General features: G+C 55.8%; 15 protein-coding genes and 1 pseudogene. 13 read left to right on the top strand and 3 right to left on the bottom strand.

Going from position 1 to position 15,877, the window contains the following annotated elements; translation table 11 throughout:
• The first annotated feature begins 182 nt into the window (after nucleotides 1–182).
• The 7 genes from ACR3ES_RS05125 (at nucleotide 183) to ACR3ES_RS05095 (ending at nucleotide 5,400) form a co-directional block, all read left to right on the top strand.
• Nucleotides 183–839, top strand: a complete 657-nt coding sequence (locus ACR3ES_RS05125; RefSeq protein WP_480424953.1) for a DUF1194 domain-containing protein — start codon at nucleotides 183–185, stop codon at nucleotides 837–839.
• A gap of 213 nt (nucleotides 840–1,052) precedes the next feature.
• A complete protein-coding gene (gene sdhC / locus ACR3ES_RS05120) occupies nucleotides 1,053–1,442 on the top strand; it encodes a succinate dehydrogenase, cytochrome b556 subunit (protein ID WP_170427927.1) in 390 nt (129 codons plus the stop codon).
• 5 nt (nucleotides 1,443–1,447) lie between these two features.
• A complete protein-coding gene (gene sdhD, locus ACR3ES_RS05115; RefSeq protein ID WP_170427930.1) occupies nucleotides 1,448–1,819 on the top strand; it encodes a succinate dehydrogenase, hydrophobic membrane anchor protein in 372 nt (123 codons plus the stop codon).
• Nucleotides 1,820–1,843: 24 nt separating this feature from the next.
• Nucleotides 1,844–3,664, top strand: a complete 1,821-nt coding sequence (gene sdhA, locus ACR3ES_RS05110) for a succinate dehydrogenase flavoprotein subunit (RefSeq protein WP_170427933.1) — start codon at nucleotides 1,844–1,846, stop codon at nucleotides 3,662–3,664.
• 19 nt (nucleotides 3,665–3,683) lie between these two features.
• Nucleotides 3,684–4,310 (top strand): sulfotransferase, encoded by a 627-nt coding sequence (locus ACR3ES_RS05105; protein ID WP_170427936.1) that lies wholly within the window; start codon nucleotides 3,684–3,686, stop codon nucleotides 4,308–4,310.
• A gap of 31 nt (nucleotides 4,311–4,341) precedes the next feature.
• Nucleotides 4,342–5,121 carry a succinate dehydrogenase iron-sulfur subunit gene (locus ACR3ES_RS05100; RefSeq protein ID WP_480424951.1) on the top strand — a complete coding sequence of 260 codons (780 nt, stop codon included), beginning with the start codon at nucleotides 4,342–4,344 and terminating at the stop codon, nucleotides 5,119–5,121.
• Nucleotides 5,122–5,253: 132 nt separating this feature from the next.
• Nucleotides 5,254–5,400: a hypothetical protein gene (locus tag ACR3ES_RS05095; protein WP_170427942.1), complete on the top strand. Its 147-nt coding sequence runs from the start codon at nucleotides 5,254–5,256 to the stop codon at nucleotides 5,398–5,400.
• 286 nt (nucleotides 5,401–5,686) lie between these two features.
• On the opposite strand, the gene deoD is transcribed toward ACR3ES_RS05095, so the two are convergent.
• From deoD to ACR3ES_RS05080, 3 genes are all read right to left on the bottom strand, one after another.
• Nucleotides 5,687–6,400: a purine-nucleoside phosphorylase gene (gene deoD, locus ACR3ES_RS05090; RefSeq protein ID WP_170427945.1), complete on the bottom strand. Its 714-nt coding sequence runs from the start codon at nucleotides 6,398–6,400 to the stop codon at nucleotides 5,687–5,689.
• An 18-nt stretch (nucleotides 6,401–6,418) separates the two neighbouring features.
• Nucleotides 6,419–6,736, bottom strand: coding sequence for an H-NS histone family protein (locus ACR3ES_RS05085; RefSeq protein ID WP_170427947.1), 318 nt, complete (start codon nucleotides 6,734–6,736; stop codon nucleotides 6,419–6,421).
• Nucleotides 6,737–6,855: 119 nt separating this feature from the next.
• Nucleotides 6,856–8,823 carry a protein meaA gene (locus tag ACR3ES_RS05080; protein WP_170427950.1) on the bottom strand — a complete coding sequence of 656 codons (1,968 nt, stop codon included), beginning with the start codon at nucleotides 8,821–8,823 and terminating at the stop codon, nucleotides 6,856–6,858.
• 144 nt (nucleotides 8,824–8,967) lie between these two features.
• Here ACR3ES_RS05080 and ACR3ES_RS05075 point away from each other — a divergent pair, with 144 nt between their 5' ends.
• The 6 genes and pseudogenes from ACR3ES_RS05075 to ACR3ES_RS05050 all read left to right on the top strand — a co-directional run bounded on the left by ACR3ES_RS05075 (nucleotide 8,968) and on the right by ACR3ES_RS05050 (nucleotide 15,875).
• Nucleotides 8,968–10,356: a 1-acyl-sn-glycerol-3-phosphate acyltransferase gene (locus tag ACR3ES_RS05075; protein ID WP_170427953.1), complete on the top strand. Its 1,389-nt coding sequence runs from the start codon at nucleotides 8,968–8,970 to the stop codon at nucleotides 10,354–10,356.
• A 108-nt stretch (nucleotides 10,357–10,464) separates the two neighbouring features.
• Complete coding sequence (gene ccrA / locus ACR3ES_RS05070; RefSeq protein ID WP_170427956.1) at nucleotides 10,465–11,751, top strand: crotonyl-CoA carboxylase/reductase; 1,287 nt, start codon at nucleotides 10,465–10,467, stop codon at nucleotides 11,749–11,751.
• Between the two features lie 365 nt (nucleotides 11,752–12,116).
• A pseudogene (locus ACR3ES_RS05065) lies at nucleotides 12,117–12,835 on the top strand (helix-turn-helix transcriptional regulator).
• 83 nt (nucleotides 12,836–12,918) lie between these two features.
• On the top strand, nucleotides 12,919–13,557 hold the full coding sequence (locus tag ACR3ES_RS05060; protein ID WP_170427962.1) for an acyl-homoserine-lactone synthase: 639 nt from the start codon (nucleotides 12,919–12,921) through the stop codon (nucleotides 13,555–13,557).
• Between the two features lie 60 nt (nucleotides 13,558–13,617).
• Complete coding sequence (locus ACR3ES_RS05055; protein ID WP_170427967.1) at nucleotides 13,618–15,150, top strand: AAA family ATPase; 1,533 nt, start codon at nucleotides 13,618–13,620, stop codon at nucleotides 15,148–15,150.
• Nucleotides 15,147–15,875 (top strand): SDR family oxidoreductase, encoded by a 729-nt coding sequence (locus ACR3ES_RS05050; RefSeq protein ID WP_170427970.1) that lies wholly within the window; start codon nucleotides 15,147–15,149, stop codon nucleotides 15,873–15,875. Before ACR3ES_RS05055 ends, ACR3ES_RS05050 begins: the two co-directional genes overlap by 4 nt.
• Nucleotides 15,876–15,877 lie beyond the last annotated feature (2 nt).

Below are 15,877 nucleotides of genomic sequence, written 5' to 3'. Positions count from 1 at the left end.
AGATGGGACAGGTTAGGAGCCGCGATGTGGAGGTGCCGTGCGTCCTGTACGGTGCTGGCTATATCCCCGGCTACAGCGGGTCGAAAATTAAGATGTGTTTGAACATCGACGACTGACTGCGCGAAATCGCACCCTAATAAGAAATTGAATTGAAGCATCTGTGGATGTGCTAGGTGTCAGGCATGCGGTTCTTGCGTGCGGCGGCTGTCGCGTCTTTTCTGGCTACTCCTACCGTCGCCTGCGACCTGGCCTTGGCCGTAGACGTTTCCGGATCGGTGGACTCTCAGGAATACAGGATACAAATGGACGGGCTCGCGGCAGGTCTGCGCGATCCGGTGGTGTCCGAGGCATTGGTGCGGGGTCAGGCACGATTGATGCTTGTTCAATGGACGGGTGCGTCGCGCCAAAGAATCACAATACCGTGGACCCGGATCGAGAGCTTTGATGTCCTCGACAAGTTCGCGGAAAAGGTGGCGGCCGATCCCCGTGTTTGGCGCAATTTCTCCACGGCAATTGGTGAGGCGCTGGAAACCACCCTCGCCAGTTTTCAGACTGTCTCGGATTGCAAAAGGTTGCTGATCGACATTTCAGGCGACGGGGTTTCGAATGAAGGGATTGAACCGCAACAGGTGCATGCGCTTTTGCGCACCCGTGGCATTACGGTAAACGCAATCGCCATTGAACAAAGCGAGCCTGATCTGACCGCCTATTTCTTTGAAAACGTTATTGTCGGTGAAGGTGCGTTTGTTGTGTCAGCAGCGGGGTTCGCCGACTATCCTGAACGCATACGCAAAAAATTGTTGCGGGAGGTCACACAGCAAACCGCCGGAATGAAGTAATGGTTTGAGATTCGTGATCACATTGCTTTGGTATTGAAATCGCTAACATTGAGGGCATTGAATGGGATATGTGATCACAAGATTTATAGCTGTGATCACATAATGCTATATTACGGTGTTTTGCTGGCGAATTCAGTGTTTTTGCACTTGCAGCACGTGACAGTAAGGCAAAAATTAGTAAAACCTAGGGTAGCCAACCGAAAAGGAGCCGCCATGGCCGATGTAAATCGGGGTAACCGCCCGCTGTCGCCACATCTAACGATTTATCGTCCACAAATGACGTCGATATCTTCGATCATGGTGCGCATTACCGGTATCGCAACGCTTGTGCTGTCCGCTTTGATCGTGTGGTGGCTGCTTGCGGCGGCGACATCAGAGAATGCTTTTAACTTCATTGATGGGCTGATGCGCAGCTTCTTGGGCGATCTGGTTATGTTCGGGGCCGCGTGGGCACTTTACTACCATATGCTCGGTCGGCTGCGTCATGTGATCTGGGATCTGGGATATTGCCTGGATGTTCCGATCTCTGAAAAACTGGGCGTTGGGATGTTCGTGTTGGCGACTGTTCTAACCGTTGTGACAGTGTTGGTGGCGCAAGGATAGAGGCGATGCATTATCTTACTGACCGAAAGCGTGCCGAAGGCACAGGAGCTGGACGCGGCGGCACACATCACCATTGGCAAATGATGGCAAGCTCTACGGCTTTGGTGTTTCTTGTGCCGCTATTTGTGATCACCTTTGCTGTTGGACTTGGCGGAACCTACGAAGAGGTCCTAGCCTATTACAGCCGTCCCTTTCCAGCCATCGTTACAGCACTAACATTGGTATTCGTAACCCTGCATCTGATGAGAGAGGCGCTGGTCGCTGTCGAGGATTACGTACACGGTGTTGCTGAAAAACTGACCCTAATGGCTGTATCGGCCTTTGCATATACGGTGATCGCAGTGGGTCTTTTTGCCCTGGTCAAGCTCGCGCTGTAGTGTGTGCGGTAAGGATTTGGAACGATGACAGCATATGAATATGAAACCCACGAATATGATGTCGTGGTGGTGGGTGCCGGCGGCGCGGGATTGCGGGCGACCCTGGGCATGGCAGAACAGGGATTGCGGACCGCATGTGTGACAAAGGTGTTCCCAACCCGGTCCCACACGGTTGCAGCACAAGGTGGCATCGCGGCGTCCTTGTCCAATATGGGTCCAGACCACTGGCAATGGCACATGTATGACACCGTGAAAGGGTCGGACTGGTTGGGTGACACGGACGCGATGGAATACCTCGCACGTGAAGCCCCCAAAGCGGTTTACGAGCTGGAGCATTACGGCGTGCCGTTCAGCCGGACTGAAGAGGGCAAGATCTACCAGAGGCCATTTGGCGGTCACACCACCGAGTTTGGCGAAGGACCCGCCGTGCAACGGACCTGCGCAGCAGCAGACCGAACCGGCCACGCGATCCTGCACACGCTGTACGGCCAGAGCCTGAAGAACAATGCTGAGTTCTACATCGAATATTTCGCCATTGACCTGATCATGTCCGAGGACGGGCAATGCCAGGGTGTCGTTTGTTGGAAGCTCGACGATGGCACGATGCATGTCTTCAATGCCAAGATGGTTGTGCTGGCAACCGGCGGATATGGGCGCGCCTATTTCAGTGCAACCTCTGCTCATACCTGCACGGGCGATGGTGGCGGCATGGTGGCGCGTGCCGGGCTGCCATTGCAGGACATGGAATTCGTCCAATTCCATCCGACTGGTATCTACGGTTCCGGCTGCCTGATTACCGAAGGCGCGCGCGGGGAGGGCGGATACCTGACCAACGCCGAAGGTGAGCGTTTTATGGAGCGCTATGCCCCCCAGTACAAAGATCTTGCACCGCGCGACTATGTCTCTCGGTCCATGACCATGGAAATCCGTGAGGGGCGCGGTCACGGTGATGATGGCGATCACATCCACTTGAATCTGAGCCATCTTCCCAGCGAAGCTCTGGCGGAACGTTTGCCGGGGATTTCAGAATCAGCGCGTGTTTTTGCAGGGGTTGATGTCACGAAGGAACCGATCCCGGTTCTGCCGACCGTGCATTACAATATGGGCGGTATCCCGACAAATTACTGGGGCGAGGTTTTAGACCCAACAGAAGATGACCCAAATCGTGTTGTTCCCGGGCTTATGGCCGTTGGCGAGGCCGGGTGCGCCTCGGTTCACGGTGCAAACCGTCTGGGTTCAAACTCGTTGATTGACCTAGTTGTGTTTGGTCGTGCGGCAGCAATTCGGGCCGGAAAAGTTGTCGATGCCGATGCACCCAACCCGACGCTGAATCAGATTTCGGTTGATGCGGCTTTTGATCGCTTCGACAGCTTGCGGTACGCGAAAGGTGACATATCGACTGCGGAATTGCGGTTGGAAATGCAAAAGACGATGCAGCGTGACGCAGCTGTGTTCCGAACGGCCAAGACGATGGCCGATGGCGTCGAAGCCATGAAGATGATCGCCGAAAAGGTCGATGATCTGTCGGTCACTGACCGGTCCCTGGTCTGGAACAGCGACCTGATGGAGACCCTGGAACTGACGAACCTGATGCCAAATGCCTTGGCAACAATTGTTGGTGCTGAAGCGCGAAAGGAAAGCCGTGGCGCGCACGCACATGAGGATCATCCAAACCGGGATGACGAAAACTGGCGGGTCCACACAATTGCGCGGGCACACGGTAGCAAGATCAACGCAATCCATATCGATCTCAGCTATCGCCCGGTTATCGAGGACCCTCTGACCAAAGAAGACGAAGGTGGTATCAGCCTCAAGAAGATCGCGCCCAAGGCGCGGACTTTCTGACGGGTGCGGTGCAGATGCAATGACGATTGAGGCGCTATATCCGCAAGAAAGTGATCCCAAGATCATCCTGATCGGTTTAAACCGATGCGCCACGACGTCGTTTCATAAGCTGTTTCAGAACAGTGGAATCCGGTCGCTGCATTGGTTGGACGAGCAAGGAGCCAACGTTGCACAACGGATGGTGACGAACATCGCAATGGGGCGGAAACCACTTCAGGGTTTCGGTGCCGTGCGCGCATTCGCGGATATTGCTTTTGTCAATTCACGCTTCATGCTGGACGGTGCGCGACTCTTTCGCGAACTACACGCTGCATATCCGGACGCTTACTTTCTGTTTAACACGCGGAACCGGGCAGACTGGATTGCTTCTCGGTCGCGCCACTCAAATGGCGGGTATCTGGAAAAGTGCTGCAAGGCCAATGGTCTGACAGCGGCTGAGGTAAAGCGTGGATGGGCGCATATGTACGACGTCCATCATGCCGAAGTCGAAGCGTATTTTGACGGTTCAGAGCGCTTTTTGCGGTTTGATATCGACTTGGGTGACCCGCAGAGCGTCGCAGACTGGCTTTCGCCGGACTTCGACGTGAATACGGTCCATTGGGGCCACCATAACCGAGGCGCGTCCAAACGCGCCAATACAGGCTGAATGGCGGCCATGTACCTTACGGAGATTTGACATGGTCCAATTGACCCTGCCCAAGAATTCCCGGATCACCACCGGCAAGACCTGGCCCAAGCCGGAAGGCGCAAGCAATGTGCGCAAGTTTAAGATCTACCGTTGGAATCCGGATGATGGCCAAAACCCGCGCGTGGATACGTATTTCGTCGATATGGATACCTGCGGTCCGATGATTCTGGACGCGCTAATCAAGATCAAGAACGAGATCGATCCCACGCTGACGTTCCGCCGGTCGTGTCGTGAGGGCATCTGTGGCTCTTGCGCGATGAATATCGATGGGATCAATACTCTGGCCTGTATCTACGGGATGGAGGAGATCAAGGGTGACGTGAAAATCTATCCACTGCCGCACATGTCGGTGGTCAAGGACCTTATTCCGGACCTGACGCATTTCTACGCCCAACATGCCAGCATCATGCCGTGGCTTGAAACCAAGACCAACCGCCCGGCAAAGGAATGGAAGCAGTCAATCGAAGACCGCAAGAAATTGGATGGTCTCTATGAGTGCGTGATGTGCGCCAGCTGCTCGACCGCTTGCCCGTCATACTGGTGGAATGGTGATCGCTATCTTGGCCCGGCGGCTCTGCTCCACGCTTATCGGTGGATCATCGACAGTCGGGATGAGGCTACGGGCGAACGTCTGGACGAGCTTGAGGACCCGTTCAAACTGTACCGCTGTCACACGATTATGAATTGCGCCAAGACCTGCCCGAAGGGCTTGAATCCGGCCAAAGCGATTGCAGAGATCAAGAAGATGATGGTGGAACGCGCTGTTTGACCGGCATATGATCAACTGACCGCATTGCTTTGGACGCATGTCGCCGATGCAAAAAAAGCTGATGAAAATCGCGGCTTGAAGGCGTAGGCTTGCGGCAGGGAGGAGTGAAACGATTGGGTCGGAATCACTCCAATGATAACAAAGACATCCAGTTCTCAAACATCCGCCAAAGAAGCCTTGGAGCTGCTTGATCAGGCATGGGCGTACTATATGCCCGAACCCGTACAGGCTGAGACCAAGGACGAACCAAGACTGTTCGACTACGCCAACGCCGCCTAAGCCAAACGCCTGTAAGGCTTGCCAAGGGTACTGTGAATAGGCGATGCAATAAGCATGCCCATTCTTCTGCTTCTTCTGGCCGCCGGAGTGTTCGCTTATTTTCTATGGCGCGCGCGGACGTCGTCGCTGACACGAGACTGCAGGTGGCGACAGCATCGAAAAGAGGGTCTTTGGGTCTGCACGTTTTGCGGCGCGCAGACGACCGGAGATGAAAGCCCGACGCGCTGCTTGCGCGACGAGCACGATCAATAGAAAACGGCGGCGGGATGTACCCGCCCGAAAACCGTTATTCAGCTTCGGGAAAGGCCGCTTGCAATGCGATCTCGACCATGTCGCCAAAACTTTGCTCGCGGTCCGAGGCGGGCAAAGCCGCACCGGTCAGCAAATGGTCAGACACGGTAAGAACAGCCAGCGCCCGACAGTTATGACGGGCGGCCAGAATGTACAGCTCGGCGGCTTCCATTTCGACCCCCAGAATGCCGTGCCGAACCATCTGTTCATTCAGATCGGGGCGTTCGTCATAAAAAACGTCTGAGGAGTAAATTCCACCAACATGCGTTGGTGTGCCCTTTTCCGATGCCGCTTTGGCAGCCGCCTGCAACAGGTCCCAGTCGGCGCAGGGGGCAAAGTTGAGCTCTTTCATAATGCCACGTGACGGCGTGCTGAGCGTGGTGGAGGTCATTGCAAGAATGACATCACGCACTTTAACTCTGTCCTGCATGCCGCCGCAGGATCCAATCCGGATCAGCGTTTTTGCACCATAATCGCGGATCAACTCATTTACGTAGATTGACAGGGACGGCATACCCATGCCGCTGCCTTGAATTGTAACCGGGTTCCCTTTCCAGGTGCCGGTGAACCCAAGCATGCCCCTGACATTATTGACCTGCCGCACGTCTTGTAAAAACGTTTCGGCTGCCCATTTCGCGCGATAGGGATCGCCCGGCAAAAGAACGGTTTCTGCTATTTCGCCTTTTTCTGCGCCAATATGAATTGTCATTTTGAGACTAATTCCAAATCAGATTTCCAAATCCGAGATATCCGCACCAGCTTTGAGGGCATCATGCAGCCATTGCGGCTTGCGGCCCCGACCTGTCCAGGTCTGCTGCGGTTCCGCGGGGTTGCGGTATTTTGCCTTTGCTTTCCGGCCTTTAGTCGCGCGCGGTGCATCACCGGACAATTCAGACAAAGAGAAGCCAAATTCCGCCGCCGCCTTTTCTGCAGCTTTTAATGCTTCCTGCCGTTCCCTTTTTTCCGCATTGATGAGGGCTTTCTCGACATCGTCGCGCAGTTTCAGAAGCTCTTTGCGCGACATTTTTTCAACATTGGTCCCCATTGCATTTCTCCGTGGGTGATTTTTTTGGCGTATCGACGCACCCTAATTGCGGATGACAATAATATCTATCCCAAATGTTGCTGGGATAGATACGGGGAAATAATTTGCTAAAGTGACTGCTATTCAGCGGCGAGATTGTGTGGATCAACCAGAGTTACAATGTCACCCATAATAGCATTTAGCTCAAAATTCTTCGGTGTATAGACCTTGGATACACCCATAGACTTGAGCTTCTCCGCGTCTTCATCCGGTATGATTCCGCCCACTACCACCGGAATATGGCCTAACCCTTCTTGGCGTAAACGCGCCATTACGTCTTCGACCAATGGAAGGTGACTGCCGGACAGGATCGACAATCCGATGACATGGGCGTCATCTTTGGCGGCTGCAGCCACGATCTCCTCGGGCGTCAGGCGGATGCCATCATAGCTGATATCCATGCCACAATCCCGTGCGCGGAAAGCGATTTGCTCCGCGCCGTTTGAGTGGCCATCGAGGCCCGGCTTGCCGACCAGGAACTTGAGGCGCCGCCCCAATTTATCGCTGACAGCATCAACGGCGGCGCGAAGGTCTTCGAGCCCTTCGGTCTTGTTGGACACCGAGCCGGAGACACCTGTTGGCCCGCGATAGGTTCCATAGGCTTTGCGCATTTCCTCGGCCCACTCGCCGGTGGTGGCACCCGCCTTTGCGGCTTCGATGGATGGCGCCATTATATTGGACCCGGACTTTGCGGCTTTGCGCAATGCAGCCAATGCCGCCGCGACCGCCGCACTGTCCCTGTTAGACCGCCAGTCATTGAGACGGTTGATCTGCTCTTGCTCGACAGCAGGGTCAACAACCATGATGCCCCCATCCTCGGTCTGCAGCGGCGAGGGTTCGCCCTCGGTCCATTTGTTCACACCCACCACAACGGTTTCGTTGCGCTCAATCCGGTTCAAACGGTCCGCGTTGGACTCTACCAGTCGGGATTTCATGTACTCGATTGACGCGACTGCTCCACCCATCGCGTCCAGGTTGGCCAGTTCTGCGCGCGCGCCTTCTTTTAATTCTTCAACCTTCGCATCGACGGCCGGATTGCCGTCAAACAGATCTCCATACTCCAGAAGGTCTGTCTCGTAGGCCAGAATCTGCTGCATGCGCATCGACCATTGTTGATCCCACGGACGCGGCAGACCAAGGGCTTCGTTCCACGCGGGCAATTGCACTGCGCGGGCGCGCGCCTTTTTCGACAGGGTCACGGCAAGCATTTCGATCAGGATGCGGTAGACGTTGTTTTCCGGTTGCTGTTCTGTCAGGCCCAGCGAGTTGACTTGTACGCCATAGCGGAACCTGCGGAATTTGGGATCTTCGACGTCATATCTCTGTTGCAGAATTTCGTCCCAAAGATCCACGAAGGCGCGCATTTTGCACATTTCAGTAACAAACCGGATCCCGGCATTCACAAAAAACGAAATACGCCCACAGACAGCGGGGAAATCTTCGGCTGGCACTCGTGGACGCAATTCGTCCAGAACCGCGATTGCAGTCGCCAGAGCATAGGCCAGTTCCTGCTCCGGTGTCGCGCCGGCTTCTTGCAGGTGGTAGGAACACACATTCATCGGGTTCCATTTGGGCACATTCGTGTAGCAGTATTCGGCGACGTCCGCGATCATTTTGAGGGAGGGTTTTGGCGGACAAACATAAGTCCCGCGGCTCAGATACTCTTTGATCAGGTCGTTCTGCACGGTGCCCTGCAGCTTGGATACATCGGCGCCTTGCTCTTCGGCGACCGCAATATAAAGTGCCAGCAGCCAAGGGGCGGTGGCATTGATGGTCATCGAAGTGTTCATCTGCTCGAGCGGGATTTGATCAAAAAGGACCCGCATGTCGCCCAAATGGCAGATCGGAACACCGACTTTCCCAACCTCGCCGCGCGCGAGCGTATGGTCACTGTCGTATCCGGTTTGTGTTGGCAGATCGAAGGCCACGGAAAGCCCGGTCTGACCTTTGGCAAGGTTGCCACGATACAACGCGTTAGACGCTTGGGCTGTGGAATGACCGGCATAGGTTCTGATCAACCAGGGGCGATCTTTCTGCATCTGCGTCATGGGTGAGCCTCGCATATCGATGAGCAACAAAATTACGTCCTAAGGTTCTAAAGCGCAATTTTTGGGACATGTCAATTCGCTGCGTTGCGGCATCTCTGGATTGTGCAGATTGTGAGCGGGTCGGATTGATGGCACTGTGCGGGCATGACACAGACTGTGGAACTCCCGCTTTGGCTGTTTGTTCTGATCGTGGTTTTTGCTGCGGTCACGCTGGCCTCGCATTTTCTGTTTCCATCGGTGCGCTGGTTCTTTCGCCGTCGCCTTGAACGGGCCGTGTCTCGGTTAAACAAACGCCTGCAACGCCCTATCCAACCGTTCAAACTGGCCCGGCGACACGACATGATCCAACGGCTGATCTATGATCCGCAGGTGGGGCGAGCGGCGCAATTGCATGCTCAGCAGACCGGCGTTCCGGAAGCAGTCGCCTTTGAACAGGCGCGTCGCTATGCCCGCGAAATCGTGCCATCTTTTTCCGCTGTCGCCTATTTCAGTATCGCAATTCGCCTGGCCCGCATCCTGAGTAATACATTTTATGATGTGCGGCTCAGCTACGAAGATGAGAAAGCGCTGCGGGATATCGACCCCGAAGCCACGGTTGTCTTTGTAATGAACCATCGCAGCAACATGGACTATGTGCTTGTGACCTATTTGGCAGCCCAACAATCGGCCTTGTCCTACGCGGTTGGTGAGTGGGCTCGGGTCTGGCCGCTCAGTCGCCTGATCCGGGCAATGGGGGCTTATTTCATCCGGCGAAAGTCAGGCAGCGATCTCTACCGTCAGGTTTTGTCGTGTTATGTGCGTCACGCGACCGAAGCCGGTGTAACCCAAGCCATGTTCCCTGAGGGCGGGCTGAGTCTCACCGGGGCTCTCGGTCGTCCCAAACTTGGATTGCTCAAGTACATCATCGACGGTACCGAACCTGATGGGCGTGACGTCGTCTTTGTACCCGTGGCACTGAACTATGACCGGGTGCTTGAGGATACGATCCTCACCCGTGCGGCTTTGGGAACGGACCGTCGCTTCCGCGCCAGAATCGGCGTCATTACGCGGTGGAGCCTGAAACAGATCTGGCGGCGATTGATTGGTCGCTACACGCGCTTCGGACTTGCATCGGTGCGGTATGGCATGCCGATCTCGCTTCAGAGTTTTCGTGGTGATGACAAAGACGACGTGATGACGGATCTGGCGCGTGAACTGATGAAGCGCATCGGGCATGCGGTTCCCTTGGTGCCCGTTCCTGCGGTGTGCTGGTTATTGCGCGAAAACGGCCCGATGGCGGTTGACGCCGTCCGGTCTCGAATAGAGGCTATGATGAAGCGCGACGGCAGTCAGTCAGGTGCAGATGCCGCCGCCATTGCAAGTGCCATTCACCAGTTGGTCGAGCGGCGACTCCTGAGCCGGAACAACGATGTTCTATCCCTGTCTGGCCAGCGCCAAGAACTGTTCGATTTCTATGCGGCCTCTGTTCCAGTTGGTGTCAAAGATGCTGACGCTGCAGGTGCAGAAGATTTTTCTGCATCTGCTGGGTCATAAAGTTTCAAATTTGCGCCGAAAAAGGTTGCATTATTTCATAACGGTCAATATCTCATCTTTTGAAAGGCGCGATTCTGCATCGCGGCGTTAGCAAAAAAGGAGGCCAGCATGGCTTTGGACACCGAAAGCGGTATCGCGTCGTACGAGGCACCCGAAAAAGACCTCTATGAGATGGGAGAGATCCCGCCCATGGGGTTTGTGCCCAAGCAAATGTACGCCTGGGCCATTCGCAAGGAACGCCACGGCGAGCCAAACACCGCGATGCTGCAGGAAGTGGTGGATGTTCCGACGCTGGACAGCAATGAGGTGCTGGTGTTGGTGATGGCTGCCGGTGTAAACTATAATGGCGTATGGGCTGCGTTGGGCCAGCCTATCAGCCCGTTTGATGGCCACAAAGCGCCTTATCACATCGCCGGCTCGGACGCGTCTGGCATTGTCTGGGCGGTGGGCGACAAGGTAAAGCGCTGGAAGGTTGGCGACGAGGTTGTCATTCACTGTAATCAGGACGATGGCGACGACGAAGAATGCAACGGTGGTGATCCGATGTATTCGCCCAGCCAACGCATCTGGGGATACGAAACACCCGATGGGTCCTTCAGTCAGTTTACCCGTGTACAAGCTCAGCAGTTGATGCCTCGCCCAAAACACCTGACTTGGGAAGAGGCAGCCTGCTACACGCTGACCCTCGCGACAGCCTACCGGATGCTGTTTGGTCACGAGCCGCATGATCTGAAGCCCGGTCAGAACGTTCTGGTCTGGGGGGCCTCTGGTGGCTTGGGGTCTTACGCGATCCAATTGATCAACACGGCGGGTGCGAACGCGATTGGTGTCATCTCGGACGAGAGCAAGCGCGACTTTGTCATGGGGCTGGGCGCCAAGGGGGTTCTGAACCGCAAGGATTTCAACTGCTGGGGCCAGCTGCCGACGGTCAACACACCTGAATACGCAGACTGGTTCAAAGAGGCGCGGAAGTTCGGCAAGGCGATCTGGGACATCACCGGCAAGGGTAACAATGTCGATATGGTCTTTGAGCACCCGGGTGAGAGTACCTTCCCCGTTTCCACCTTTGTGGTGAAAAAGGGTGGCATGGTTGTGATTTGTGCCGGAACCACCGGGTTCAACTGTACCTTTGACGTGCGCTATATGTGGATGCACCAGAAGCGCCTGCAGGGTTCGCACTTTGCACATCTGAAACAGGCGGCGGCCGCGAACAAGCTGATGGTGGAACGTCGGCTGGACCCCTGCATGTCTGAGGTGTTTACCTGGAATGACTTGCCTGAGGCGCACATGAAAATGCTGCGAAATGAACACAAGCCTGGCAACATGTCGGTTCTGGTTCAGGCACCCCGCACCGGTTTGCGGACCCTCGAAGAGGTGCTGGACGCCAAAGGCTGATACCTCTCTTTGTTCACAGGTAGTCACCCGCGAATCGCATTACCGGTTCGCGGGTTTCCTGTTTTTGCCTGCCGTCTTGCAAGGTTTCAAAGAGTTGTAAACATGCCTATCGCCATTTTTGGGGAGTAGAAACCGGTGAATAGGCCGAAAAACATCATACATGTTATGGTTGTGTTAACCCTTCGTTAACTATTTCAGAGAGACCCTGATGGCGCAGAATGAGTGGATACTGGACGTATTGTCGGACCTCAACGCCTTTGCAGTTGCGAACGGGTTGAGTGCGCTCGCCGAACAGCTTGATGACACCAGGTTGATCGCAGCGGCCGAAATCGCGTCCCTGAAGGATGAGGCACGGGCGCCTGGGGATGGCAACAGAACTCGACTTGGGTCAGATTCTGGAAGATTTGGAAAACACCAGCACGCTTGACGAGCTCATTGGTGTTGCCGACCGGTTGCGCGATACGCTCGGCGTCGAGCATCTAACATATCATTGGGTGGACGGAGCTGGCGATCAGTACGGGTGCACCACCTATTCCGACGCGTGGGAAAAACGGTACCGGGAAAAAACTACCACAGGATAGACCCTGTCATTCTGGGCTGTTTTCAGCGGTTTCATCCGGTGGATTGGAAGTCTCTGGATTGGTCGAGCAAAGTTGCCAAGGCATTTCTGCAGGATGCGCAGGAGCATGGCGTTGGGAATCAGGGTTATTCCATTCCGATCCGCGGGCCGAACGGGCAATTTGCGCTGTTCACTGTCAACCACAGTTGCGATGACAGGTATTGGCAGGACTTTATCTCCAACCATGGACGTGACCTGATCCTGATTGCGCATTACTTCAACCGCAAAGCTCTTGAATTCGAAAAGGACAGGCAACCGGATGTGACGCGGGGGTTGTCGCCGCGCGAAATTGACGCAATGACCCTTTTGGCGCTGGGCTACAGCCGGGCTCAGGTGGCACATTCTCTGTCGATTTCCGAGCACACCCTGAGAGTTTACATTGAAAGTGCGCGCTCGAAACTGGGTGCTCAGAACACCACTCATGCCATCGCCACGGCGCTCAGCCGGGGATTAATAGTCGTTTAAAGCGCGCGCGCCCGCCACACCCGATATTAACCGTAACTTTGTACCCCTTTCGTTCCTGTACAGGACGAAGAGGGGAACAAGTCATGTTGCGTTATGTCTATGCGGACGAGTTACACAAGTATCCAAAGCTGGCGAAAGGGATGTTTCTGGATCGCGCAGATCAGTTCAGAACCCGGCTGGGCTGGGATGTTAAGGTTAATGAAAAAGGGGAAGAACGAGACCAATATGATGATCTCAACCCACTTTACGTCATCTGGGAAGAATCGGACGGCAGCCATGGTGGGTCGATGCGGGTTCTGCCGACAACCGGTCCGGTGATGGTCAATGACATCTTTGGTCATCTGACGGGCGGTCAACCCATCCGCAGCCCATTGATTTGGGAAGTTACGCGGTTCTGTTTGTCTCGTACGGCAAGCCCGCATACCGCAGGTGCGATCATGTTGAGTGGCGGAGAAATGATGGAGGGCTTCGGTCTGACCCATATTGCCGGGGTATTTGACGCACGGATGATCCGCATCTACCGACTGATTGGCTCGTCCCCGACTGTGCTGGGAACGCAGGGGCAGGGGCGGGAGCAGATTTCGGTTGGTCTGTGGCCATACTCTGCCAACGATTGCGACCGGGTTGCCGGGCGTGCGGGTATTCCTCGCGACCTGTCGCGGTTGTGGTTCAACACCGCGTTTGGGTCCGGCAGACAGCACAGATTTGCTTTGTCCGCCTGAACACCTGAATTCGCGTTTCCACATCTGGCGAAGGCTGGCATGGCCCTGTAGGGTCGCGCCATGTCTCTGCCGAATGTGACTTTTTCTGAAGATCAGGCCGCCGCCTTCGACGGCATTGCCGAAATGTTGCGATCAGCGGGTGTCGATCTGGAGGACGATGCCCTGCTCAAGCTTCCTGGAGCCGGAAAATCCGGTGTCATGGCGGTTATTGGCAAAGCCGGGTCCGGCAAAACGCTGTTGCTGGCAGAGCTCTACAAGGCCCTGTCTGACACCGGTGTTCACGTCGTTTCCGGTGACTATGAAAGCCGCAAGTCGAGAGACAAGCGCAGCCTCGCGATTCTCGCACCAACGAACAAGGCGGCAAGCGTTTTGCGCTTGCGCGGGGTTCCGGCAACGACCATCCACAGAATCCTCTATACACCCGTTTACGACCCGGAATACGAGCGCATCGCTGAATGGTTGGCGGGCAACGGTGACCGCCCCGAAATCGAAGGACTGACCAACGAGGCACTGGATCGCGCGGCGGCATTTTATGAGAAAAACAAGTCATTACCCGGCGCCCTTGCTGCCGCTGGCTTGAGAGGGTCCGATTTCATCACCGGCTGGAAGCGCAGGGATGAACCACTGGATATTGGGTTTGTTGATGAGGCCTCGATGCTGGACGACAGGCAATTTGAGGACCTGCAAGAGATCTTTCCGACCCTGCTGCTGTTTGGGGATCCTGCGCAGCTTGCCCCGGTAAACCAATCTGGAAACATGGTGTTTGACGCCTTGCCGGAGCCGCGGAAACTGACCCTTCACAGGGTGCATCGTCAGGATGCCGACAACCCCATTCTGGATCTGGCCCATGCACTGGCAGATCCGGCAATGGGTTTTGAGGATTTCGAACGCCTCGTCGAACAAACGGCCCGAACCGACGATCGCGTGATATGGGGTCAGCGGGTCGAAGTTGATTTGATGGCCCGCAGCCCGGTTCTGGTCTGGCGCAATGCGACGCGCGTCCGTTTGATCCAGGCGTTCCGGCAGGTTCACAACGCTCCGGACACCGAACTGATCGAAGGTGAGCCCCTGATTTGCGACGGTATTGAACTGCCGCTGAAGCACCGCAAGAAACGGCTGGACCTAGAGGCGCGAGGGCTGATCAAGGGTGCACAGGTGATCTATCTTGGGCCCGGGCGCAAACCGGGGTTTTCCCGATTGCATGTGATGGGGGCCGAGGATCCGCAGGTCAGCGCGGCATCCATCGTCAAGATCGAGATGCCCGATGAAGAGGAACCGTTTATCCCCTACGCAGCGCGTATGGGGGCAACGTTTTTGCACGGCGCAGCTGTGACCATCCACAAGGCCCAAGGGTCGCAATGGGGTACGGTTCAGGTCTTTGCCCCGGATATCTATGCGGCAGCGAGGATGGGGCGCACCGAAGCTGGACAACCCCTTTGGAAGCGCTTGGCCTATGTCGCCATAACGCGCGCGCAGGAGCGGTTGGTTTGGGTTGTTCGCAATCGTCTGTCGAAACCCACTCATCCCTTGCGGGTGGATGATCTGCGTGCGCTGCCAGCGGCCTCTTTGACATTGGAGGCGGAAGAGACATGAAATCGATCATCGTAACTGGCGCCAGCTCGGGCATCGGGCGTGCCACAGCCGAGCTTTTTTTGGCTGAAGGCTGGACGGTCGGTTTGCTGGCCCGCAGCGAAGACGTTCTGACACAAATGGCGGACGCTCATCGCAATGCAATTGCCCTAGTCGCGGATGTCACTGACCCCAATGCCGTGGCCAGCGCCTTTCGGTCCTTCATTGAACAGGCAAACCGGCTGGATGTGCTTTTCAACAACGCAGGCATTTTCGCACCCGGAGGTACAATTGACGAAATCGCCCTGGATGACTGGTATCAGAGCGTCAATGTGAACCTGAACGGCATGTTTCTGTGCGCGCGCGAGGCGTTCCGCTTGATGCGCACTCAAGACCCCCAGGGCGGTCGGATCATCAACAACGGTTCGATCGCGGCGCACGTCCCGCGCCCGAACTCGGTGCATTACTCAGCAACCAAACATGCCATCACAGGTCTGACCCGCAGCCTGTCGCTGGACGGGCGCGGTTTTGGCATTGCTTGCGGGCAGATCGACATTGGAAACGCCCGGACCCAGTTGATTCAGGGGCTTGCCGATGCGGCAATTGCACGGGGCGAAACCCCTGATCCGACCATGACCGTCGAAGATGCTGCCCGGTCGGTGCTGCATATGGCCAACCTGCCGCCTGAGGCAAACGTGCAGTTCATGACCGTGATGGCGACGACGATGCCCTATATTGGCAGAGGGTAGGG

It is taken from the genome of Ruegeria sp. B1, from assembly GCF_056535885.1.
The sequence above is the reverse complement of the archived record's forward strand: the minus strand, read 5'-3'. Positions and strand labels throughout refer to the sequence as shown.